Below are 21,816 nucleotides of genomic sequence, written 5' to 3'. Positions count from 1 at the left end.
CTTCAGGCACCCGACGGCGAAAGCCCATCGCGTGCTTCGGACGGCCGCCCCAAGACCGCGATGAAGGACTGGCTGAGCTGCGGGAACAGATCGCAGAGCATCTTGTTCACGCGCAGCATGAAAGCACGTTTCATCGTCACGCCGCGCGTTCCGTAGTCATAGTCGGAAAAATAGATCTGCTTGATCTCGAAGCCTTCGCGAACGGACAGTTGCTGCAAGGTCTGCGGCGTGTAGTAACAGGTGTGCTCGGGATTGACCGGCGGCTCGTTGGTCAGGCCGAAGATGCATTTCAGCAGCCGGCTCATGGAAAAAGCGTTCGGCGTCGTGATGACGAGGACGCCGTCCTTTTTCAGATTGCGGATCGAGCAGCGGAGAAAAAGGCCCGGATTGCTCAGGTGCTCGATCAGTTCGCCGGCGAAGACCACGTCATAGGGTTCGGTATCGACAAAGGATTCGGCATCGCCGACGACAACCTCGAAGCCGGCGGCGCGGGCGCGGGCGACATCTTCTTCGAGAATGTCGATGCCTTTCACATAGCCGGCAAGGCCGACGAATTCGGAAAGGTAGAAGGTGCCGATCTCCTGCCGGGCCTCGAACTCGTGCCCGATGGTTCCAATGTCGAGCATTCTTCTGCCCTTGATAAGCGGGCCGAGAAGATCATGAATGCTCCGCAGACGAGCATTTCCGACTAGATGCAACATAGAGGCGAACCTTTGTTCTGCCCCCTCTATTACTCAAACATCTTTGCCAAAAACGGACAAGTATTCACAAAGGTCGACAAGATGTACTTTCCATAATCCGAAATCGGTATGTCGGCTGAGCAATAAGGCAGACGTCAGCGCCAACCCATCGCCGGGGCAACATGGGTCATGATGGCCTCGATGACATGTGCGTTGTAGTCGACGCCGAGCTGATTGGGGACGGTCAGGAGCAGCGTGTCGGCCTCGGCGATTGCCTCGTCCTTTTTCAGCTGCTCGACGAGGACGTCCGGTTCGGCGGCATAGCTGCGGCCGAACACGGCGCGCGTGTCGGCCTCGATATAGCCGAAGTGATCCTCGCTCTCATCGCCGCCGAAATAGGCGCGGTCGCGGTCGTCCATCAGGGCGAAGATGCTGCGGCTGATCGACACCCGCGGTTCGCGCTCGTGTCCCGCCGTCTTCCATGCGGTGCGGAAGGCGCGGATCTGGTCGGCCTGCTGGATATGAAGGGGCTTTCCGCTCTCATCGAATTTGAGCGTCGAACTCTGCAGGTTCATCCCCGCTGCAGCTGCCCATTCTGCGGTGGCGTTGGTGGCAGCGCCCCACCAGATCCGGTCGCGCAGGCCCTGCGAATGCGGCTCGACACGCAGCTGCCCGGGCGGATTTGGAAACATCGGCCGCGGGTTGGGCTTCGCGAAGCCCTGCCCGCGCAGAACTTCCAGGAATACCTCGGCATGGCGCCTGGCCATGTCGACGTCGGTCTGGCCTTCCGGCGGGGCGTAACCGAAGTAGCGCCATCCGTCGATCACCTGCTCGGGCGAGCCGCGGCTGATGCCGAGTTGCAGGCGTCCTCCGGCGATCAGATCGGCAGCGCCAGCGTCCTCCGCCATATAGAGCGGGTTTTCGTAGCGCATGTCGATGACTGCCGTGCCGATCTCGATGCGGCTGGTCTTCGCGCCGATTGCCGCCAGAAGCGGAAACGGCGAGGCGAGCTGGCGGGCAAAGTGATGCACGCGAAAATAAGCACCGTCCGCGCCCAGTTCCTCCGCAGCGACCGCCAGGTCGATCGACTGCAAAAGGGCATCGGACGCAGACCGCGTCTGCGATTGGGACGAGGGCGACCAATGCCCGAACGATAGGAAGCCGATTTTCTTCATACCGCGAGGATGTAGCATGTGCGGCTTATGCTGCAATGCAAAGATGCGTCATCAGCCGACATCGCAGCGGTTTTCCCAAGCGGAGGTGGCTCGAAATGCTGGCGTTCCGGCCTTACACGCTCCGCAGCATTCCACCGTCCACGCGCAAAGTCGTGCCGGTGATGTAGCTGGCCCGCTCGCTCGCCAGGAATGCAACGGCGTCCGCAAATTCCTCGGGCTTGCCGTAGCGGCCCATCGGGATACCGGCGCGCGAGGCCTCGGCCACGGCTTCCGGCGTGCTGCCGGTGCGGTCTGCCGCGGCCTTGTCGAGCTGGTCGACGCGCGAGGTATGAATGCGGCCCGGAATGACCGAGTTTACCGTGACGCCGTCGGCCGCAACTTCGGCTGCAAGCGTTTTTGCCCAGCCCAGGATCGAAAGGCGCAAGGTGTTGGAAATTCCAAGGTTTGGAATTGGCTGCACGACACCCGACGAGACGACATTGACGATGCGGCCCCATTTGCGGCTGCGCATTCCCGGCAACACACCCGCTGTTACGCGGAACGGCGCGTTGACCATGGTTTCGAACTGCGCGCGCCAGACATCGGCAGCAACACCGGCAATCGCACCGGGCGGAGGACCGCCTCCATTGTTGACGAGAATATCGATGGCACGCGTGCTGATGACCGGAACCCATGCCTCGAGCGCGGCGGAATCGGAGAGGTCCAGCACCTCGGTATTCACTTCCGCGCTACTTTCGGCGCGGATCTTTTCCGCAGCCGCATTCAACCGTTCGCCTGAACGGCCGATCAGCGTGACCGATGCGCCTTCAAGCGCCAGATTGCGCGCGATGGCAAAGCCCAGCCCTTGGCTGGAGCCGAGCACGAGCGCGCTGCGGCCTTTTATGTTGAGATCCATTTTTTAAAGTCCCGGTTTCAATGCGAATGAGCGTGAGCGAGTGCTGCCGACAGGAATGCGGACAGCAGCGGGTGCGGATTGTTTTCGCGGGAGCCAAGTTCGGGATGGCCCTGCATGCCGATGAAGAAGGGATGATCCCGATCCTCGATCGCATCAACGATTGCGCCATCGAGACCCGTAGCGGCGACACGCAAGCCAGCCTCTTCGAGGTCTTTCACGAGCGCTGGATCGAGCCGATAGCGATGATTGTAATGAACATCTGCCGAGGCGGGGAGAATTTCAGCAAGACGCGTTTGCGCCGTCACAGCGCTCGAATGTGTCCCGGTCCGGTGTTCCGGCAAGGGACGACCGTTCGGCCCCTTCTCTCCAGCCATCGGCACGAAGGTCTTGATCGGCGCTGCCGGATCGGCCTCAGCGAGATTGGCGGTTCCGCGTCCAAAACGACGCCATGCGATCGCCGTCGCCATCGTCTGCATGCCGAGGCACAAGCCAACTGTAGGGACGCCGGCAGCGAGACCAGCCGCCGCAGCTTCTATCTGCCCGGGAACATTCTTCATCGCTGCACCGCCCGGCAGAACGAGGCCGGCAAGCGAGGCGGGAATTACAAAATTACCCGCGTCGCGCAACGCAACGGGATCGATGAACCGGACCGTAAGATTTATCAACAGGCTGTCCGCAGCGTCGGCGAGGCTGGCGAGCGTAGCTGGGTAGACGCCGCGCTGGTCCCCTTCGGCGGCGATCAGCCCTATCTCCAGGGGAATACTATTTTCTGAGGCGCTTTCCGGGCGATCCGTGATCCGCCCGAAACCGTCCCTGCCCGCAAGCGTATCGCCTTCAACGACAAAGCTATCGCCGGAGGTTCTTATCGTGACGATCGTCGTCTCGACCCCTGCATTTTGGGCCGCACGAACGATGGTGCCAGGAAGGGTCGGGTTGCGAAGATACTCGAGATGGATAGGCACAACGATTTCGTTCTCATGCGCCTCCGCGACGATCTCATCGACGCTTGAAGCCGCGCGAGCCGGCGACTGTGTCAGGCGATCGGCCCAATAGAGCCCGCTTGGCCCAAGTCCGCCCGCTGCGAGCACATGCTGAACCGCATCCGCGTGCAGGCCGGTGTCAAAACGGAATTCGGGATAGAGCACCCGGCCGCCACGTCGCGCTGCGATCACCGCTGCCGCCGCACCATACAGCGCGGGTTCGTCAATCTCATGCGTGACAAGCACCAAACTCATCGCAAACCCTGTAATTTATGATCGCATGCAATCATTCAATATATGCACTTCTGCTCACACGCGAACAAGCGCTTCTTCATAAGAAATGCTGATTTCACGACATAATTTGCCAATCACAGATTGCACAATATGAAAACAATTATACAATGTAAAGAATTCACCACAAGGAATCTGACCGTGCATCCATCGCTTGCTCCCCGCATGAAACTCGTTGGCGCTTCGCCGACCGCTGAAATTTCCAACAAGGTTCGCGCGCTTACGGCAGCAGGCCATTCCGTCATCAATCTCGGCGAAGGCGAACTCGATTTCGCGACGCCCGAGGCGATTTGCGAAGCAGGTATCGCGGCGATCCGCGACGGCGACACGAAATATACTGCCGTGGCAGGCACAGCCGAGCTGAAAGCTGCGATCCAGCGCAAATTCGCGCGTGAAAACAGCCTTTCCTATGAGCCTTCCGAGATAATTGCTGGCGCCGGCGCCAAGCAGCTCATCTTCAACGCGCTTCTGGCAACGCTCGCATCCGGCGACGAAGTGATCGTACCTGCCCCCTACTGGGTTTCCTATCCGGACATGATCCGGCTCGCAGGCGGTGAACCGGTCATCGTCCAATGCTCTGCCGCGGAAAGTTGGAAGCTCACTCCCGCAGCGCTGTCGGCGGCACTGACCCCGCAGACGAAATGGGTCATCCTCAACTCGCCGAACAACCCGACCGGTGCGGTATACAGCAACGCTGAAATGAAGGCGCTGACCGACGTTCTGCTAGGCCACGATGGCGTTCTCATAATGGCCGACGACATTTACGAGCATGTGCGCTTCGAAGGCGAATTCGCCACCCCCGCCGCAATCGAACCCGCTTTGAAAGCGCGCGTCCTGACGGTCAATGGCCTGTCGAAGGGATACTCGATGACGGGATGGCGCCTTGGCTATGCCGCAGGACCGGCCTGGCTGATCGAGGCAATGCAGGTTCTGCAATCCCAGAGCACCTCCAATCCGAGTTCGATCAGCCAGCGCGCGGCCATCGCTGCACTGGATGGCGGGATCGGCTTCATGGCGGATTGGATCGAAACCTTGCGCCAGAGGCGCGATATCGTTCTTGCAGCACTGGGCAAGATCGATGGGCTACACGCCGATACGCCTGAAGGCGCGTTCTATGTCTTTGCCGACTGCTCCAAGCTGCTGGGCACCGCGCGTCCAGACGGGCGCGTGATAAGTTCCGATCTCGAGTTCGCGTCCTACCTTCTCGAAACCGCGCATGTCGGCGTGGTCCATGGCTCGGCCTTCGGCGCACCGGGACATGTTCGCATTGCCTATGCAGTCGACACGGAAACCTTGCGAACGGCCTGCGACCGTATCGTTGATGCCTGCGCGAAACTGCACGGACGCAACGCCGCCTGAAACCGGGCAAACAAAAACCCCGGCTACAGCGATGTAGCCGGGGTTTTTGTTTGGGAGGCTTTTGCCTTTACGCGGCGAGCGTAACCTGCGTGCGCGTATCGCCGCGCAGCGTCTCCAGAACCTTGGCAATCTCCTCGATCACCGGCTTTTCCAGATTGCGCAGGGGTGCCCGTACCGAACCGCCGTCGAACCCGCGAAGGTTCATCGCGGCCTTGGTCGTCTGCGGCTGGCCGTGCTTGCGCGCCAGCGCGCGGAACGAATACCAGATGCGGTGCAGGTCGCGCGCGGTGGTTGCATCGCCCTTTTCCAGAGCGCGATAAGTATCGAGAATGAGCTCGGGCAGCGCGCAGCTGTTGGTCGAGCTGATGCCGTCGAACCCTGCCATCATCGGCCCGAGGAAAGCGAGATCCGACGCACAGAACAGGCGAATACGGCCGCCGATGCGGTTGGCGATCTGGTCGATTGCGGTGGGGGTAAGATCGCCCTGCTTGACGCCCGCGACATTGTCGATATCGGCAAGCTGCTCGAGAATGGCAGGCGAAAGCGTGATGCCGATGCCCGGGGCGTTGTAGACAAGAATGCCGGTCTTCGAGAGCGGCGCCATGTCACGGAAGAACGACACGATCTGGCCGTCGGTGACTTCGGAGACGTATGGCGGCGTCACCATCGGCAGGCCGCCGAGCTCGCCTGCCAGGCGCGTCAGATCTTTCACGACCCGGATATCCGAATGCGCGCTGCACAGCATGACCGGCACGCGGTCTCCGGCAACGTTCATCGCGTGCCGGAAAAGATCGGCCCGCTCCTCGGTCGACATCGCCGGAAACTCGCCATAGGTGCCGCCGATCAGGATGCCGTCATAGCCGAGCCCGATGACGCGCTCGATGCTGCGTGCGAAGCCGGCCGTGTCGATATCGCCATTTGCGGTGAACGGCGTGACCGTGATGTTGAAGATGCCCTTCAGCCGGGCCCGTGTCTCGCTGATGTCTTTCATGTTCTTATTCCTGTTTCCTTGACCCTAGACTTCCAGAAGCTCGCGCCCGATCGTGCCGAGTGCGCGGTATCCGGTTTCGGTAACGACGATGGTTTCGCTAACGCCGACAGTGAAGCGGCCGTAGATGCGCAACGCAGGTGGCAGGTGGAACGTCATGCCCGGCTGCAATTCGGTCTTCACGCCTGCATTGAGGCTGAGAATTGCGCCCTCGCCCCAGTCAGGCGCAAAGGAGATGCCGACGCTGTAGCCCAGCCGCTTGCGGAAATTGTCGGTGTAGCCGGCCGCGTCGATGACCTTCTGGCAGGCAATGTGCGGGACCTCGCAGGCAACGCCCGGGCGGATGGCGTCCAGCGCCACCTGAAGTGCTTCCTGGCAGGTCTTCATCATGTCGACCGCTTCGCGCGGAGGCTTGCCGACCCAGGCCGAGCGCATGAGGGCTGCGTGGTAGCGGTCGTGGCAGGCGGCCATTTCGAGGAAGGCGGGATCGCCGTCCTCGATCTTGCGGCGACGCCATGTTCCGTGCGGAACGCCGGTGCGTGGCCCTGAGGAAACCAGCGGCTCCATGCCCATATATTCGGAGCCGGCGGCAATCGCCGCCTGCATCATCGAGGCGACGAGATCGTTTTCTGTCGCGCCCGCGCGCACCGTCGCCAGACCGGCCTTCATGCCAGCATCGACATAGCCGGCAGCCTTTTCGAGCTTCTCGACTTCCAACGGAGATTTGACGGCACGAAGCTTTTCAAGCACGCCGGCACCGTCATGGATGGTTCCGAGGCGCGCCTGCAGCGTCTCGTAAACGGCAATCGGAAGGAACCAGCCGCGCTTGTCTATCGCCACCCGCTTTGAAGCGAGCCCACGTTTCTCGATAAGCGCGACGAGGAAGCCGACGGGCTCATCGCCGTCCTGATAGACCTCGGCATCGGAAATAAAGGTGTTGGCGATGAAGTTGAAATATTCGAGCTGGCGGATCACGAATACCGGATCGCCTTCCGCCGGAAGGACCAACGCCTGAAACGTGTAGTAGCCGGGCGTCTGCTGGCCGGTCAGGTAGAAGATGTTCTCCGGTCCCGTCACAACCAGCGCATCGATGCCTGCCTCGACCAGATTCTGGCGCGCGCGGGCCTGGCGTGCTTCGTACTCTTCCTTGGGAAAGGCGGATTCCTGTCCCTGCTGAACGCCGATATTCTTCACTGTCCAAACTCCCTTATGAGACGCGTTTTCGACGCGTCGAATTCCAAACCGAGACCCGGAGACTGCGTGCCGCTGACGCTTCCGTTTTCGTATGCGAGGCCCGGCGCCGGATCGTTCTCGATGCCGTCCGCGCCATAGAGCTCGGCAAACTGCGGCTGGGCTGCACAGGCAACGTGCAAGGCGGCGGCCGTCGCCAGACCGCCCTCGTTCATCTGCCCGATCATGAATGGGATACCCGCCTCGCGAAGCCGGGTTGCGGCTTTAATCGTGGGGGCGATGCCGCCCATCTTCACCAGCTTCAGATGCGCCCAAAGCCGTCCGTTAGCCGCGATGATCGCATCGACGTCGGATTGGCCGGCGACGCTTTCGTCGAGCATCAGCGGTATGGCGCTTTTGTTCGCGAGTTCGGAAAGTGCCGCCCAGTCGCCGGCAGCGATCGGCTGTTCGACATAGGCAAGGTTGATCGGCACAAGTGCCGACAGGTTTTCCAAGGCTTCGTGGAACGTCCACGCGCCATTTGCGTCGATGGCAAGCTTGATCTTCGATCCGAAACGGGCACGCAGGCTTTCAAGCCGCGCCATATCTTCGGAGAAGCCACCAGAGCCGACCCGCACCTTCAGATCCCGAAAGCCGCGCGAGACATAGGCTTCCGCCTGCTCCAGAAAACGCTCCGACGACGAGATGAAAAGCGTCTGGTTGGTAGCATGCCTCACCGGGCGCGTCCGGTCGCCGCCCAGCCAATGCGCCAGGGGTAAGCCGGCGCGTCGGGAAACGAGATCGTGCAGCGCGCCATCCAGCAACATCCGCACCGGAGCGCTCACGCCTTTCAGGATCGTCGCATCGGCAAGCAACGCTTCCGGCTTTCTTGACCAGTCGATGGTTTCGAACAGCGCAATCGCCTCCTGCTCAACTGCATCTTCCGAAAGACCGTTGAGATAGGCGATGTTGATGCGCACTTCACCGGTGCCGGCAACGTCGCCATCATCCAGATGCAGATACAGCGCATCGAGACCGGAGACCGGTCCCGACGATGCCGTGTGCAGCATCAAGTTGCCGCCGTAGTGCAACATCGCGCGATGGAGTGAGGCGCGCATGTCCTATGCCTTGAGCATCGCTTTTGCGACGTCCCTGTAAATCAGGCTCGAGGTTATGAACTCGTCCACGGGAACGAATTCGTCGGGCTTGTGCGCAACCGAAAGGCTTCCCGGCCCGATAACCGTTCCCTGCGCTCCGACAGACCGGAAATGCACAAGGTCGCAACCGCCCTGGAACCCGAACGGACCGGGCTCCGCCGTGCCGTGCGCGCGGCACGCGGCGAGGCTCGCCTGCACGATCGAAGTGCTTTCTTCGGTCTGCGTCGCCGGACCGGTGGTCGCCTTGTAGTCGATGATCTCGGCGCGGATGCCGAACTGCGTGTGGGCGCGTTCGAGAAGCAGCGCGAATTCCTTCTGGACGGCTTCTTCTTCCTCGCCTGGAACCATGCGGCGGTCGAGCAGCAGGTCGCAGGCACCGGGCAGCACATTGTCTGCATGGCCGCCATTGATGCGCGTAACAGTCAGGCTGGCATTGCCGACCAGTGGATGCGACTGATGCCTGACGTAATTTTCGTGATGCGCCTCGACGATGGTGAGGAACTGGCCGGCCCGGTAGATCGCGTTTTCGCCGAGATGCGGCGTGCCCGAATGCGCGGTAATGCCGTGAATGCGCACGACCGGCCGCAGGCTTCCCTTATGGGCCGAAAACGTCGCGTTGGAGGTTGGCTCGCCAACCACGGCGAAATCGATCTTCGGCTTTGAAGCGGCGTAGAACTTCGCGCCCTCGCTGGCGATTTCCTCGTCGCCGACGAAAACGCCCAGCAGCGTGCCCGACCAGGACGAACGGTCCTGCGCCAGCATGCGCATCGCCTCGATCATCGAGATGAGCGGGCCCTTGCAGTCGCATGCACCGCGGCCGAACAGTTTGCCATCGGCTTCGCGAAGCGTGAAAGCGTCGGACGACCACCCCTCGCCTGCTGGAACCGTGTCCATATGCGTGTTGAAGGCAAAGACGGGTCCGGGTCCGTTTTCGAGCTTTGCCTCGATGTTGAAGCGGCCCGGCTTGTATTCGGTCGATACGGTTGCGAACCCTTCGGCTTCGAGCAGATTGCGCACGTAGACCGCGGCCTCGGCTTCATTGCCCGGAGGGTTTTCGGTGCGAATTGCAATCAGTTCGGCGAGCTCGCGCTTCATCCGAGCGGCATCTGGTGCGATGGACATGTGTGGGTTCCGGGCTGTGGTCTAATGCAGGATCTGATCGAGGAAACGCTGCGCACGTTCATTGACCGTGCCGCTGAAGAAATCCTCGCTGGTGGCATTCTCGATGATCTGGCCGCTTTCCATGAAGACGATCTGGTCGGCCGCGCGCTTTGCGAAACCCATTTCATGCGTCACGACGATGCTGGTCATGCCGTCGCTGCTGAGCTCGGCCATGACGTCGAGAACCTCGCGGATCATCTCGGGATCGAGCGCAGAAGTCGGCTCGTCGTAGAGCATGAGCTTGGGTTTCATCGCCAGCGCCCTGGCAATCGCCACGCGCTGCTGCTGGCCGCCGGAAAGCTCGTCCGGGAAGAAGTCGGCCTTTTCAGGGATGTGGACCTTGCGCAGAAGATCGGTGGCCAGATCGTGGGCGTCTGACCTGCTGAGGCCCGACACTTTCATCGGCGCCAGCATGATGTTTTCCGCCGCCGACAGATGCTGGAACAGCTCGAAATTCTGGAAGACCATGCCGATTTCGCGGCGCACCGCCGGCGCGTTACGGAGATCGCCGGCAATATCCTTGCCGTCGAAGAGAATGGCACCGCTGTCTGCCGGTTCAAGAAGGTTCAGGCAACGCAGCAATGTCGACTTGCCCGACCCGGACGGGCCGATGACGACGACGGTCTCCTTGCGGTTGACCTTCAAGCTGCAGCCTTTGAGAATTTTCAAAGCACCGAAGCTCTTGTCGATATTGATGATGTCCAGAAGCGGCTGATGATCTTGCGAACGCATGTCTTGATCCTTCACCGGGTCTCGGCAGTTTCGGTCATATGGGTGAGGCGCTCGATGAGCGGAGCAGGGGCAGCTTTGCGGCGTCCACGCTTCGGATCGAGCGAACGTTCCAGAAAGAACTGTCCGGCCATGAAGATCGTCGTCAAAGCGAGATAATAGATGCCCGCGGCCGTCAGCGCCTCGAAGTAGCGGAAGCTGGCGCTCGCGGTCTGGTTGGCAACGAGCAGCAATTCCTCGACCGCGATGACAGAGACGAGCGCGCTCGTCTTGAGCATGCCGATCATCTGGTTGCCCATCGGCGGAAGCACGATGCGGGCGGCCTGCGGTATCACGATGAAGCGCATGACCTTTGCCTTCGTCATGCCGAGAGCCAGACCGGCGGTGCGTTGCCCGGTCTTCACCGCCTGAAGGCCGGAGCGCAGGATTTCCGCCATATAGGCGCCCTCGTTCAACGAGAGAGCGATCACCGCGCTGAGGAAGGCGGAAAGGCGGATGCCGAAGGTCGGCAGGACATTATAGATGAAGATGATCTGGAACAGCACCGGCGTTCCGCGGAACAGCCAGAGGTAGACGAGCGTCACCACCTGCAGGCTGCGGATTTTCGTTTCCTGCAGCAGGGCCACGACCAGCCCTGCCAGCACGCCGAAGAACAGCGATGTGATGGTGATCAAAAGCGTGAGCACCGCACCATCGAAGAAGGTGCGCGAAAACAGATATTCGAAGACGAGTTCGAGTGACATTCGCGCTCCTTTTTCTTTGTTTGATGTCAGATCAGTTGAAGATGGAAACCGTTGCGGGCAGCTTCCATTTCTCGATCAGGCTCTTGTAGGTGCCGTCCGCGACGATTTCTGCAAGTGCGGCTTTCAGCGATTCCTGCATCTGCGTGTCGCCCTTGCGCGTGGCGATGCCGATGTTGGTATTGGACTCGAATTCCTCGCCGACCGTCTCATAGACGTCAGGCAAGGCACCCAGCAGCACAACTGCACCCGGCGTGGAATCGAAGGTCGCATCGGCGCGGCCCTGGCGAAGCGTCAGCGCGGAGTCCTGAGCGGTCGGCATCGTCAGAACCTTGATGCCGTCCAGCCCCTTGTCGGTGCAACGCTTGTCGTCGGCGCGCGCCTGGCTTTCCTGGATGCCGCCAAGCGTCACCGAGATGGTCTTGCCGCAAAGCGAATCGTCGCGGCCGGTTACCTTCGACGGGTTGCCCTTCTGGACGATGACCTGATTGCCGATCTTCAGATAGGGAACGAAGTCGACCTGCTCGGAGCGCTGCGGGTTGATGTACATTGCGGAATTGATGATATCGAGCCGTCCGCCGATCAAAGCCGGTATCAGGCCCTTGAACTCCATATTCGACGCCTTGGCTTCGGCGCCAAGCTTCTTGGAGAGCGCGCCGATCAGGTCAATGTCGAAGCCCGTCAGCTGTCCATCCTTCTGGAATTCGAATGGGGCAAAGGTAGCAGCGACGCCATAGTTGACGGCACCGGCCTCCACCAGACCCTCTTTCGGAAGCTCTGCGGCGATTGTCGGGGCAGTGGCGAAAAGCGGCAGGATAGCTGCGGCCAGCAAATATCTAAACATGTCAGTTCCCTTTCTCTGGATAAGTTATTGCTCTTTTTGAGAACAAACATACAATCTTGAAAAAATGGAAGTCAAGCGGAAATCGGTGAGGCCGAGCCAGCCCAAAATCTGCTCGATAAACGAGCTATCACGGCATAAACTGCAAAAAACACAGGCAAAATTCGAAAAATCTCGAGGTTTATCGACCGCCCCTGTTTGTTTTTTTGGCAAGGCGTACAGCTTTCATACTGCACCTTCTTGTACGATTGACGCAAATCATTGTATGAATATACGATAGAAAATACGAAAGTGAGCACGCATGGTCAGCAGTCCACGCCAGAATCGCTACCGTCTGGCAAATCAGATTCTGGAAATTGCGCGGGACGCTCGTTTCGAACCCGGACATCGCCTGCGTGAGCAGCAATTGGGCGATATGCTCGGCGTTTCGCGTACTCCGGTGCGAGCAGCCCTCTCCCTGCTGGCAGAACGCGGCATTGTCGAAGCCAAGAAGAATCACGGATTTCTGCTGACTGCGCGCCCGGAAGAATTGCACCGGCTTGAGGTCGAGGTTCCGACAACGGCCGACCAGGATCTTTATACAAGGATCGTCGAAGACCGGCTTTCGGGCGGTCTGTCGGAAACATTTACCCAGACCCAGATTCTCCAGCGCTACGACGTCGACAGAACACTGCTGCTCAGAACCCTGACCCATCTTGTAAGCGACGGCCTGCTGGCCAGAAGCAGCGGCAGGGGCTGGACGTTCCTGCCCACGCTCGACACGCAGATGGCGCTTCGCAACAGCTATAATTTCCGCAGGACGATCGAGCCTGCGGGCATCATGCTCGAAACTTTCCGGTCGGATGCGGCAGCACTTGAGCGCTCGCGTATGCATCATCTTTATCTGGAAGCGCATCCGGACATCAGCGCGCTCGATCCTCGCCAGCTGTTCGACACCGATGCCCAGTTTCACGAGATGATCGCGGAATTCAGCGGCAACGTGTTCTTCCAGCAGGCCATCCAGCAGCAGAACAGGCTGCGCAGGCTCCTCGAATTCGGCGGCTACACAAATCGAAGGCGCGTGCGCGACTGGTGTCGCGAGCATGTCATGATCATCGACGCAATCGCATCCGAAGACCGAGCCAGAGCCGCAACGCTGATGAACGAACACCTCAACGCAGCACTGGCTTCCGCGCCAAAATACGGCGGTTAGAACAAGGCCTGTTCCGGCTGGCAGAATGCCGGTCGATATTGGCAGACACTCTCCTGATACCCCCAAGGACCGCCCATTTCCGGGGCAATGGCAGCGCCTACGCTAGCAGCAAGCAACCGTAGCTTCTCAGAGCATAGTCCGCGATCTGGAATCGATGCCAACTGAAGTTGCGCAACGATGCTGCACGCTACAGCAATCAAATGCTTGAAGATTATCAATGATTTGGGAATGGTGCTGCGAGAGAGGATTGAACTTTTCAGCCTTCGCACTAACTATTTGATTTCCTTTGGCATCTGGCGGCCAATTACAAGCGGCTGTGTACCATCCCTATGTACCTCAAGACAAGTCAATATCGACTATGTCGACACTCCAGGTCCCTCACCTTCACCCGATTAAGGGGTTCAATTGAGAAGCTGGGACGAATAACGACTTCCAGCATCGCTGAGCCATACCCGTTATTGACCCATAGCGTCGTGCTCGCATCGAACGTCTTTCTGTTGGTGAAGATATCTCCCCGATGCTCCAACTCTGCCGACGCATTACAAGAAACCTGAAATTCTCCTTCAACGTCACGGTCTCCGGCGTAACTAAGATCGATCCAAAGACTACAGCGCTCTAGGCCTTCTCCTATTATATTTTCCCGGCATTTTAGATTGGTGTTTGTGATCGACAACGGAGAGTGTCGAGGAAGGGCAGCCGGAGAGGGAGCGACTGGCAGAGGAGCGGGGGCGACGGGGGCTGCTTCCGTTGCGAGTTCTTGCACGAACTTTGAATGCAGCCATCCAACCTTCGAGACGCCTCCTACCGTGGCTCCGGCATTCCGCCACTCGCCCGACCTATCGGGGAAAAGCAAAACCCGTGTGCCCTGTGGAAGCTCCGCTAGAACCTCCGCAGAGGGGTTGGGGGCGGCCCGGAGGTTGAGCCGCTCAGTAGAGACAACCCCTTGTAGTATTCCTTCCGCCCGCACAGCCGAGAAGCCACATAGAAACGCCGCGCAAATGGCAGAAAAGAAGACCCACCGCATCTGTTCCCCCCGGAACTGCAGAACCCATGGTCAGAATATCGCACTGAACGCTCAGGGTGTCGATTGGCGTAATTGAGCTGCGCAGCGCCCGAGGCACATTTTGCAGTTCTCAAGGGATTGCAATCGCGACGTTTCCGAACCACCGTTGGTCTAGGGGAATTGGACGCTAGGGGGCGTGAAAATGTTGGGAGATGACGCGCTGGGGACAAATGGCGAGGCTGTCCAAGAACCTGCGGGCTCCGATACTACCCCGGAACGCCCTTCGATCACCTATGAGAGCCTCACCTTCTCAGACGGCACGACCGTCAACCTCCACCCTCACGACATTGTGGTGTTCGTCGGCCCTAACAATGCCGGAAAAAGTGAAGCTCTGCGCGAATTGGAGTACCACATTGGAACCCGCAGCAAATGCACGATCATCCCTAATGTGAAGTTGCGGAAAGTGGGAACATCGTCCGAGGTGTTGGAGCTAGTTGAACGCGAGAGCCAGCGGACCGGCAGCGTATCGGACAACTCAATCCGCTTGTCCGGCTATGGGTACACCTTTGAGACCTCTGCAATTCTGAATGGCTGGGAACACTACCTTGAGCAAGTTAGGCCGTTCTTTTGCAGGCGGATAAACACTGAGCACCGCATAACTGGAAGCAATTCCGTAGCCAGTTTCGAAGTATTGTTAGAGCCCGCTTCGCATCCAATCCAAATTTTATATACAGACAACCAAACAGAGGAGCGTATTTCTCAGTATTTCAAAACCGCCTTTGACCAAGACCTCATTGTTTTTAAAGTTGGTGGAAGTTCGATACCTCTGTTGGTAGGCCGCCGCCCCCTGTTGCAGCCCGACGAAGATAGAACATCTTCGTCATACAATCAGCGCCTCATAGCCTCTACTGTTAGGCTCGAACGGCAAGGCGACGGTATGCGCAGTTTTGCCACTGTCGTTTTGCACACACTAACGGCCCAATCCCCGTCCATACTCTTATTGGACGAGCCAGAGGCATTTCTTCATCCACCACAAGCGCGACTACTAGGAGAATTCTTAGCGAAAGAGCGACCGAAACACGCGCAACTCTTTATTGCAACCCATAGTCCCGATGTCCTCACAGGGCTTCTCAATGTTGCTCCCGCAAACCTCCGTGTCGTCCGAATACAGCGCGACGGTGCAGTTAACCGGGTAAAAGAGCTAGACCAGGAGAAGGCCCGCGAAATCTCGAACGACCCGCTTATGAAGTATTCATCCGTTTTGTCGGGCCTGTTTCACCAACGCGTTGTCATTTGTGAAAGCGACGCTGACTGCCTCTTTTACCAGGCCCTCCTTGCTCAGCCCGAGGTTCATGACGGGCCCGCGCCAGATGTCATGTTCATCCACGCGAGCGGGAAACACCGTATGGCTGCCTTGGCCGAGGCCCTGCGATCCGTTGGCGTTACCGTCGATGTAATTGCTGACGTTGATATCATGAACGAGCAACGGCCATTCGAAAGAACTGCCAGGGCCCTCGGAATTAATTGGGATGCCGTGGAGCCTCATTGGCGCTCCCTTAAGAAGGCGATTGAGGAGCGGAAGCCGTGGCTCGATGCCAAGGGCGTTACAAAGCAAATTGAGGCAGCACTGGCTAAGGTAGAAGAGGCCACTGAGTTCCCGCTAGAAATTAAGCGCGAGATTGAAACTGCCCTGAAAAAAGGTTCCCCCTGGGGAGCCATCAAAGAAGCCGGTGACGACGCCATCCCAAGAGGCGATCCTAGCAAAATGATGAAAATACTTCGTCGTATGTGCCAGCAACATGGTCTCTGGATAGTTCCGGTTGGCGAACTTGAGAATTTCTGCAAGAGCATCGGCAATCATGGCCCCAAATGGGTACAGACAGTGATTGCTGAGCGCGACCTGGGCAAGGACCCTGAGTTGGCGGAGGCAAGGCAGTTCATAAAAAATGTCTGGTCCCGTGTTCAGGCCAGTGGCGGCAACGAAACCGTTTCAAATTGACTGAAAAATGTGAGACCCCAGATCGACATCTGTGGCTCGTGCGAATACCCCCCGTGGGGCCTTCGGCCCTTCACACGCGCCCGTGCCGATACCCCGCGTGAAAGCCTCCCAGCCGAGCGGCAACTAGTTCCAATAGACCCTGCCCGTGTGGCACCTCAACAGGCCCGCCCATGACAGTGCCAATAACATTGATATTGACTTTTGGCACTGGGCGTACCACAATGCCTTAAGACCGTGTGGTACTTTCAACGCAGGACAGGAGAACAGAGCCAATGACAGGCCAACTCGTGGGCTATGCCCGCACCTCCACCACTGACCAGAAAGCAGGCCTAGAGGGGCAGCTAAGGGACCTAGCGGGGGCCGGATGCAACCGGACATTCAGCGAAGAGATATCCTCCGTAGCGGACAAGAGGCCCGAGCTTGAACGGGCGCTCGATTACGTCCGCGAGGGAGACACGCTCGTGGTGACTAAGCTGGACCGACTGGCGCGGTCGGTGGCGGACCTCGTGAGGATCACCGAACGACTGAAAGAGAAGAGCGTGGCGCTCCGCATTCTGGCGCTGAACCTGGACACCGGCACCCCCCACGGCAAGCTAATGCTGAACCTTTTGGGGTCCATTGCGGAGTTCGAACGGGAATTAATGCTGGAGCGCCAGAGGGAAGGCGTTGCGAAGGCCAAGGCGGACGGCAAGTACAAAGGCCGGGTGCCCACAGCCCGGAGGCAGGCCGCTGAGGTCCTTCGGCTGAAAGGGGAAGGCAAGACAGCAGACGCCATTGCGGCGGAGCTTAAGATCGGGCGGACCAGCGTGTTTCGCATACTCCGCAGCGCGAAGGCTGCACAATAGCAGGTGCGACAATTTGTCCATTAATGACCGGGCGGCCAAGCAATTTTAAAGAACTCATTGAAATATACCAATTAAGAAACGTCGCCTCGTGGTGACATAATCTATCACGTATCTACGTGGTGACATAATCGTTTAAAAACAACTTGTTAGATAATCTACTCTCTGTCTTCACTCCCCTTGTACACAACTCAAACAAGGGGGCGGCTTGGGCCGCTAGATGCAAATGACACCCGCACCGACAGACACCGGCAACAGCACTCCTATCCCCACCAGCAACCGCCGCAGCGAGGCCATAGCGCACCTCTGCGATGCCGTGGTGGGGCTTACCTCGTCCATCCGCTCTATCGCCTGTGGCGCTCCCACCGATACGTGGCACTTCAAGGAAATGTTCCAGACCACCGAGGACGCCTTGAAGGCTTTTGCCCAAATGCCGAATGGGTGGCAGGAAGACACGATGGGGATAGGAGACGACGAAGGGGGAATGGTTCTATCGCTCTCTCACGTCGCGGAACAGTCCGCAATGGCGGCCCAAAGGCTCTCAGCGGGTGGCGAAATCACCGACCGGGCAGTGTTCGTCAACTACCTCGCCGCCGAAGGGAAGCTAGGTGAGATGATGCGGCTGATCCGCAAGGACAGGTACGTGCCCTTGGTGAAGCAGCTCTGGGGGCCGAAGGGGGATCGGGAGGACGAGGAAGCCACCGCGAACTAAGGCCCAGGCAGGGAGCCTCTAGGCCACCCAGCCGAACCTTATGGCGCTGGAGCGGGGAACTGCTCTGGCGCTTTTCGTTGTCTTGGAGGGGGCCGTGGGGGAATTACGGCCTAGCTCAGGAATGACCGACCTTTGATTGGGACGCACCTTAGGAATGACCTCAATTAGGTCGTCCCTCAGGAACCACGCATCCCCTTCATTTCTCTCCGCGTAGTTCCTCCGTTTGTCGTGCCTCCGCTCATACTTGTTCCAACAACTCTTCTCATCCTTGCCAGCCTAGTGGTCTGCCCGTCCGTCTCCAGCGGTGTCAGGTGGCTCTCCGCTGGCGGGGAGGAGGGAGCACGCTGGGCTGCGGCCCCTCCCTGCTTTGGCGCGTCTGCGTCGGACCATCGGTTTACAGACATGACCTCAATCCACCAAGACGACCACCAAACACGGCGTCTCCTCTGTTTTACACGCATGACCCCAATCCAACACACCACCTAAACCCCCCGTAAGGATACCGAAATGACAGCAAAAACAATACCATATCAGCGCCGCTCCCAGCCGCGTGGGCGGCCACGGAAAGCGAATAGAGAAGCAGTCCGCTTCATTGACGAATGGGGCGTAGAAGCAGTCCGAGTGCCGCTGGACGATGAGGGCAGGTGCTTCGCGCTGGCTGACGCCTGGGACTACGACAGGCTAAAAGAGGGCGGCGTGACCGGCGCTTGGTACGGGTTCACGAACGGACACCAAACCCAGGAATATGTCCGCACGTCCATCAATGGGATACCGGGCAGGAAGATCACCGTTGCGCGAGCAATCCTTGGCGTCGGTCGCCGCGAGGTTGTCCGCTATAATAACCGTGACACGCTCGACCTCCGCCGTTTGAACCTCAGCGCTAGTCGAGGCCGGGCAAAGCGCAACGACCAGCAATTGGTGGAAGATGCGCGTAATGCTTGAAACAGCGACCATGACGACGTGGGAAATTCATAGGGCCGAAAAGAAAGCGGCAGACAAGGCCCTGTGGGACGCCACCGTTCCCCCAGCGGAAGACACGCCCCAGACAGAGCGCCGGGATATCGCCTGGAGAACCATCACCCAGCACGGGGTGGGGTCAAGCGGCCTAGCCGAGAAGGCGTCTGGCCTCGGTTACGTGGAGGTGAATACCGTGTTCAATCTCTGGGCGCACCTCGTGGGCCGCTATCCAAAGGAGATGCTTACCGAGGCCACGTGGCATGGGGCCCTGCAACTCAAGGTGCTGAATAGGAAATATTACAAGGCGGAGGCGGCGATTGCTGAATGGCGTCAGCGCCGTTGACCACTCGATTTCACGAATGGCTAGAAGGCCAGAAGGCCACCGCTCGGGCCCATGGAGGGCGACCGCTGCGCTACATCCCCACGGAGCGGCGCGACGCCGGTAGACCACCCCTCCCCCTGACAGTCAGTACCAGGACGAAAGGCGAGGTATTCAATCCTAATACCGGCGAGTTCATACGGGGATGCCTCACTGTGGGAAGGCTGGCCGATGAGCTTGGGCTAAGCTCTCGTGAACTCTCTGCCAGAATGAGCGCTCTCGGGCTTCTATGGCCGATCCTAGACTGGAAAGAGGTTCCTATGCTCACCCAGCCGGGAACCACCCGTCCCGAGTATTTCCACCGGTACAGGCTGACGCCTTGGGCCATCAAGGAAAGCTATGGGATCACCCTCACGGCACCTGACGGGAAGCCTGTTGACCTCATTACGCCAGACGGTCGGGGCTTCGTTCGGTCGAACCTTGAAAGAGCTTCGGGCGGGACCATCAGGGCCCAGGTTGAACGCCTCTTCAACATGACACCAGGGCTTAGCCACCGCTCGATAGCCAGGAAGCTCGGCTGCGATCACAAGACAGTAGCCTATCACGTGAAGCGTCTAGCCATGCCGAGGCTGCTGAAAGTGGCGTGATAGGTGGGGTGGGGAACGTCCGTGTAGTAAGAACCTATAGGCTACCGACAGGCTGTCCTTACCGGTTTCACCGAATAGGGCGACCACCTACAGCCCCTCCCAAATCAACGATCCTCTATAACGATAGTCCAACGATCATCCCACGGCCTACGGCCTCCAACGATCATCCCACTATCATCGATCCCTTACAGGAAAGACCCAGAAAGAGAGACGTAGGTAGGTCCACCCTCAAAGGACCATGGATCGCCGCACGTCTAGGCGACGTTGAACGTCCACCTACAGCCCCCGATAGGCCACCTATAGGCACCTTCCTGGGGTCTCCTCCCTCCTTGTGTCTTCCCCCGCGACGGGGTGTCGATCCCGTCCTTCTCCCCCGCCTACAACACCCTAACCCCTAGTTGGGGTGTCATCAATTTGTCCTCGGACACACCATCCACAAACCCACAAAAGGAAAAGATATGAGCATTAAATACTCGAACACCGACAATTGGTCCGCCGTACCGGCAGGCGATGAACTCACCCAGCTCCGGAGCTATCTGGAAACCCGCAATGTCTCCCCCGGTCGGGCTGAGGCCAGCGTTCACCCCGTTGAGAAGCATTCTGTGTCTTTCGATGGGAAAGGTAATCAGGTGACGCAGAACCTTGCTCCGCAGAGTGTCTCCGTCCAGCAGCTCCGCCCCGGCCATGTCATCATCCCCGGCGTGGGGGAGACTACCGTTGAGGCGGCCCGCGCGGCGGGACTGCTGCCCCCGGGTTTTAATCAGGCCGGATTTGATCCTTCCAGCAAGGCGGCCCCGGCAACTGCCCAGCAGACGCAGCAGCAGAACAACACCAGCGCCAAGAGTGACGAGATAGTCATGCCGGAGGCCGTGAAGGCGGCTGACAACGCGCTGGCGAACATCGGTGAAATCATCGGCCAGGACGCGGTGAACAATGCCGTTTGGCTTGCCGCTGAGACAGGTGAAGCCCCTACCGAGCTTCCTTCTGATATCCCGCTTGAAGTCGTGGACCACATTGTAGCTGGTGCTGTGGCGCAAGCAGATGCCGTGTTGAAGGCGACGGGGGCGAACGTGGCGTTGCTTGACGAAATGCTGAGCGCTTCCGAGGCTCGTCAGGCCCGCACAGCGACCGTTACCCGAGACGACCAAGCCCTCCAGAAGCTTGGCAGGGAGGCGCTAGGCCGCCTGGAGGTTATGCCTTCTCGCAGCCCCGCTGAGTTCGCAGAGTGGATTTCTACACTGCCGAAGGACGAGCGTAAGGCGCTATCCCAGGACCAGAATGGCAACTGGGCGATCACCGTACCGGGCCGCCCTACGATGTCGTGGGGAGCTGCCGTTCGGGCAGGCATTGTACGCGTTGAGAAGGGTCGCTGATATGAACGGCAAGGGCCAACCTAAAGCGACAGGTAGGCCCTTCGCGCCATTACTGCGGCCCCTATAAAGACCGTGATCATGCAAACAGTCAGCGAAATTCGCCAAATCGGCGTGAGAAACAACGTCCACTTCATTTCGCGGTTGAGGATGGCCTGCCGGATTGGCTCAAAATCGTCCGGCGAAATCATATCCCGAAAGGCCTGCCCTAGTTCGCCAAGCTGTTTCATTCGATATTGAATAACCAGCATCTCCCATAGGCAAAAAAGCCCAGCGGAAATCATGCCCATTAGCGCAACGAAGGCGACTTCCTCTTTCAGGAGAAGTTCTTTCGCAAAGCTCCATGTGGCAAAGTATGCGGCATAGCCCACGACGGCGACGACGTTTATATACCTTTCGCTTTGGTCGAATATCCTGAGATGAAAGTCCCGAAATTCGTTTCGGTATGCGTCAGTTTTCTCGCGGATGGACTCTGCTTGCTGGTGAAACCCGTCTGCTCGATCTTTATGGCCTAGATATCGCCATAGGCCATCGATTTCCTCTTGCAGTGACAAAATAAACTCTGCGGTTTTCTGATCCAACAGACGCCCTCCCATGTTTGCCTCAACC

The 21,816-nt window shown here is 59.0% G+C and carries 21 protein-coding genes; 9 read left to right on the top strand and 12 right to left on the bottom strand.

Features of this window, described 5'->3' with window-relative positions:
• Positions 1 to 2 precede the first annotated feature (2 nt).
• The 4 genes from G6N74_RS04355 to G6N74_RS04340 all read right to left on the bottom strand — a co-directional run bounded on the left by G6N74_RS04355 (position 3) and on the right by G6N74_RS04340 (position 3,985).
• Entirely contained in the window at positions 3 to 701 is a 699-nt protein-coding gene (locus tag G6N74_RS04355; RefSeq protein ID WP_165114791.1) for a class I SAM-dependent methyltransferase, read from the bottom strand.
• 134 nt (positions 702 to 835) lie between these two features.
• Positions 836 to 1,855 (bottom strand): LLM class flavin-dependent oxidoreductase, encoded by a 1,020-nt coding sequence (locus G6N74_RS04350; protein WP_165115629.1) that lies wholly within the window; start codon positions 1,853 to 1,855, stop codon positions 836 to 838.
• A 112-nt stretch (positions 1,856 to 1,967) separates the two neighbouring features.
• A complete protein-coding gene (locus G6N74_RS04345) occupies positions 1,968 to 2,750 on the bottom strand; it encodes an SDR family oxidoreductase (RefSeq protein ID WP_165114789.1) in 783 nt (260 codons plus the stop codon).
• A gap of 17 nt (positions 2,751 to 2,767) precedes the next feature.
• Positions 2,768 to 3,985 (bottom strand): glutamine amidotransferase-related protein, encoded by a 1,218-nt coding sequence (locus tag G6N74_RS04340; protein ID WP_165114787.1) that lies wholly within the window; start codon positions 3,983 to 3,985, stop codon positions 2,768 to 2,770.
• Between the two features lie 129 nt (positions 3,986 to 4,114).
• Between G6N74_RS04340 and G6N74_RS04335 the strand changes: the two genes are divergently transcribed.
• Complete coding sequence (locus G6N74_RS04335; protein ID WP_376767681.1) at positions 4,115 to 5,380, top strand: pyridoxal phosphate-dependent aminotransferase; 1,266 nt, start codon at positions 4,115 to 4,117, stop codon at positions 5,378 to 5,380.
• A gap of 67 nt (positions 5,381 to 5,447) precedes the next feature.
• On the opposite strand, the gene G6N74_RS04330 is transcribed toward G6N74_RS04335, so the two are convergent.
• Genes G6N74_RS04330 through G6N74_RS04300 form a run of 7 tightly spaced genes read right to left on the bottom strand, consistent with a single transcriptional unit; the run spans position 5,448 to position 12,169 of the window.
• On the bottom strand, positions 5,448 to 6,371 hold the full coding sequence (locus tag G6N74_RS04330) for a dihydrodipicolinate synthase family protein (RefSeq protein WP_165114785.1): 924 nt from the start codon (positions 6,369 to 6,371) through the stop codon (positions 5,448 to 5,450).
• Positions 6,372 to 6,395: 24 nt separating this feature from the next.
• Positions 6,396 to 7,562, bottom strand: coding sequence for a M24 family metallopeptidase (locus G6N74_RS04325; RefSeq protein WP_165114783.1), 1,167 nt, complete (start codon positions 7,560 to 7,562; stop codon positions 6,396 to 6,398).
• Positions 7,559 to 8,656 carry a mandelate racemase/muconate lactonizing enzyme family protein gene (locus G6N74_RS04320; RefSeq protein WP_165114781.1) on the bottom strand — a complete coding sequence of 366 codons (1,098 nt, stop codon included), beginning with the start codon at positions 8,654 to 8,656 and terminating at the stop codon, positions 7,559 to 7,561. Before G6N74_RS04320 ends, G6N74_RS04325 begins: the two co-directional genes overlap by 4 nt.
• A gap of 3 nt (positions 8,657 to 8,659) precedes the next feature.
• The gene (locus tag G6N74_RS04315; RefSeq protein WP_165114779.1) at positions 8,660 to 9,817 is read right to left on the bottom strand and encodes a M20 family metallopeptidase; all 1,158 of its coding nucleotides are present in this window, start codon (positions 9,815 to 9,817) and stop codon (positions 8,660 to 8,662) included.
• Positions 9,818 to 9,838: 21 nt separating this feature from the next.
• The gene (locus G6N74_RS04310; protein ID WP_165114777.1) at positions 9,839 to 10,588 is read right to left on the bottom strand and encodes an amino acid ABC transporter ATP-binding protein; all 750 of its coding nucleotides are present in this window, start codon (positions 10,586 to 10,588) and stop codon (positions 9,839 to 9,841) included.
• 11 nt (positions 10,589 to 10,599) lie between these two features.
• Positions 10,600 to 11,328, bottom strand: a complete 729-nt coding sequence (locus G6N74_RS04305; RefSeq protein WP_165114775.1) for an amino acid ABC transporter permease — start codon at positions 11,326 to 11,328, stop codon at positions 10,600 to 10,602.
• Between the two features lie 31 nt (positions 11,329 to 11,359).
• Positions 11,360 to 12,169: an ABC transporter substrate-binding protein gene (locus tag G6N74_RS04300; protein ID WP_165114773.1), complete on the bottom strand. Its 810-nt coding sequence runs from the start codon at positions 12,167 to 12,169 to the stop codon at positions 11,360 to 11,362.
• A gap of 298 nt (positions 12,170 to 12,467) precedes the next feature.
• On the opposite strand from G6N74_RS04300, the gene G6N74_RS04295 reads away from it, so the two are divergent.
• The 8 genes from G6N74_RS04295 to G6N74_RS04260 all read left to right on the top strand — a co-directional run bounded on the left by G6N74_RS04295 (position 12,468) and on the right by G6N74_RS04260 (position 21,210).
• Positions 12,468 to 13,358, top strand: coding sequence for a GntR family transcriptional regulator (locus tag G6N74_RS04295; RefSeq protein ID WP_165114771.1), 891 nt, complete (start codon positions 12,468 to 12,470; stop codon positions 13,356 to 13,358).
• 1,205 nt (positions 13,359 to 14,563) lie between these two features.
• Positions 14,564 to 16,360 carry an ATP-dependent nuclease gene (locus tag G6N74_RS04290; RefSeq protein WP_165114769.1) on the top strand — a complete coding sequence of 599 codons (1,797 nt, stop codon included), beginning with the start codon at positions 14,564 to 14,566 and terminating at the stop codon, positions 16,358 to 16,360.
• Positions 16,361 to 16,632: 272 nt separating this feature from the next.
• Positions 16,633 to 17,205, top strand: coding sequence for a recombinase family protein (locus G6N74_RS04285; RefSeq protein ID WP_165114767.1), 573 nt, complete (start codon positions 16,633 to 16,635; stop codon positions 17,203 to 17,205).
• 217 nt (positions 17,206 to 17,422) lie between these two features.
• Entirely contained in the window at positions 17,423 to 17,914 is a 492-nt protein-coding gene (locus G6N74_RS04280) for a hypothetical protein (protein ID WP_165114765.1), read from the top strand.
• 507 nt (positions 17,915 to 18,421) lie between these two features.
• Positions 18,422 to 18,856, top strand: coding sequence for a hypothetical protein (locus G6N74_RS04275; RefSeq protein ID WP_165114763.1), 435 nt, complete (start codon positions 18,422 to 18,424; stop codon positions 18,854 to 18,856).
• Complete coding sequence (locus G6N74_RS04270) at positions 18,849 to 19,214, top strand: hypothetical protein (RefSeq protein WP_165114761.1); 366 nt, start codon at positions 18,849 to 18,851, stop codon at positions 19,212 to 19,214. The genes G6N74_RS04275 and G6N74_RS04270 overlap by 8 nt, the downstream gene beginning before the upstream one ends.
• Before the next feature lie 296 nt (positions 19,215 to 19,510).
• Complete coding sequence (locus tag G6N74_RS04265) at positions 19,511 to 19,837, top strand: helix-turn-helix domain-containing protein (protein WP_165114759.1); 327 nt, start codon at positions 19,511 to 19,513, stop codon at positions 19,835 to 19,837.
• Between the two features lie 458 nt (positions 19,838 to 20,295).
• Positions 20,296 to 21,210 carry a hypothetical protein gene (locus tag G6N74_RS04260; RefSeq protein WP_165114757.1) on the top strand — a complete coding sequence of 305 codons (915 nt, stop codon included), beginning with the start codon at positions 20,296 to 20,298 and terminating at the stop codon, positions 21,208 to 21,210.
• Positions 21,211 to 21,230: 20 nt separating this feature from the next.
• On the opposite strand, the gene G6N74_RS04255 is transcribed toward G6N74_RS04260, so the two are convergent.
• Positions 21,231 to 21,788 carry a hypothetical protein gene (locus G6N74_RS04255; RefSeq protein ID WP_165114755.1) on the bottom strand — a complete coding sequence of 186 codons (558 nt, stop codon included), beginning with the start codon at positions 21,786 to 21,788 and terminating at the stop codon, positions 21,231 to 21,233.
• Positions 21,789 to 21,816 lie beyond the last annotated feature (28 nt).

The organism is Mesorhizobium zhangyense (assembly GCF_011045115.1).
Taxonomy (GTDB): Bacteria; Pseudomonadota; Alphaproteobacteria; order Rhizobiales; family Rhizobiaceae; genus Mesorhizobium_M; species Mesorhizobium_M zhangyense.
Note: the sequence above shows the minus strand (reverse complement) of the source record. Positions and strands in the feature narration are given on the sequence as shown.

Bases quoted from the DNA above. Each gene is read 5' to 3' on its own strand.
- G6N74_RS04355 (WP_165114791.1), bottom strand. From the start codon at position 701: ATGTTGCATCTAGTCGGAAATGCTCGTCTGCGGAGCATTCATGATCTT.
- G6N74_RS04350 (WP_165115629.1), bottom strand. From the start codon at position 1,855: ATGAAGAAAATCGGCTTCCTATCGTTCGGGCATTGGTCGCCCTCGTCC.
- G6N74_RS04345 (WP_165114789.1), bottom strand. From the start codon at position 2,750: ATGGATCTCAACATAAAAGGCCGCAGCGCGCTCGTGCTCGGCTCCAGC.
- G6N74_RS04340 (WP_165114787.1), bottom strand. From the start codon at position 3,985: ATGAGTTTGGTGCTTGTCACGCATGAGATTGACGAACCCGCGCTGTAT.
- G6N74_RS04335 (WP_376767681.1), top strand. From the start codon at position 4,115: ATGAAAACAATTATACAATGTAAAGAATTCACCACAAGGAATCTGACC.
- G6N74_RS04330 (WP_165114785.1), bottom strand. From the start codon at position 6,371: ATGAAAGACATCAGCGAGACACGGGCCCGGCTGAAGGGCATCTTCAAC.
- G6N74_RS04320 (WP_165114781.1), bottom strand. From the start codon at position 8,656: ATGCGCGCCTCACTCCATCGCGCGATGTTGCACTACGGCGGCAACTTG.
- G6N74_RS04315 (WP_165114779.1), bottom strand. From the start codon at position 9,817: ATGTCCATCGCACCAGATGCCGCTCGGATGAAGCGCGAGCTCGCCGAA.
- G6N74_RS04310 (WP_165114777.1), bottom strand. From the start codon at position 10,588: ATGCGTTCGCAAGATCATCAGCCGCTTCTGGACATCATCAATATCGAC.
- G6N74_RS04305 (WP_165114775.1), bottom strand. From the start codon at position 11,328: ATGTCACTCGAACTCGTCTTCGAATATCTGTTTTCGCGCACCTTCTTC.
- G6N74_RS04300 (WP_165114773.1), bottom strand. From the start codon at position 12,169: ATGTTTAGATATTTGCTGGCCGCAGCTATCCTGCCGCTTTTCGCCACT.
- G6N74_RS04295 (WP_165114771.1), top strand. From the start codon at position 12,468: ATGGTCAGCAGTCCACGCCAGAATCGCTACCGTCTGGCAAATCAGATT.
- G6N74_RS04290 (WP_165114769.1), top strand. From the start codon at position 14,564: ATGTTGGGAGATGACGCGCTGGGGACAAATGGCGAGGCTGTCCAAGAA.
- G6N74_RS04285 (WP_165114767.1), top strand. From the start codon at position 16,633: ATGACAGGCCAACTCGTGGGCTATGCCCGCACCTCCACCACTGACCAG.
- G6N74_RS04280 (WP_165114765.1), top strand. From the start codon at position 17,423: ATGCAAATGACACCCGCACCGACAGACACCGGCAACAGCACTCCTATC.
- G6N74_RS04275 (WP_165114763.1), top strand. From the start codon at position 18,422: ATGACAGCAAAAACAATACCATATCAGCGCCGCTCCCAGCCGCGTGGG.
- G6N74_RS04270 (WP_165114761.1), top strand. From the start codon at position 18,849: ATGCTTGAAACAGCGACCATGACGACGTGGGAAATTCATAGGGCCGAA.
- G6N74_RS04265 (WP_165114759.1), top strand. From the start codon at position 19,511: ATGCTCACCCAGCCGGGAACCACCCGTCCCGAGTATTTCCACCGGTAC.
- G6N74_RS04260 (WP_165114757.1), top strand. From the start codon at position 20,296: ATGAGCATTAAATACTCGAACACCGACAATTGGTCCGCCGTACCGGCA.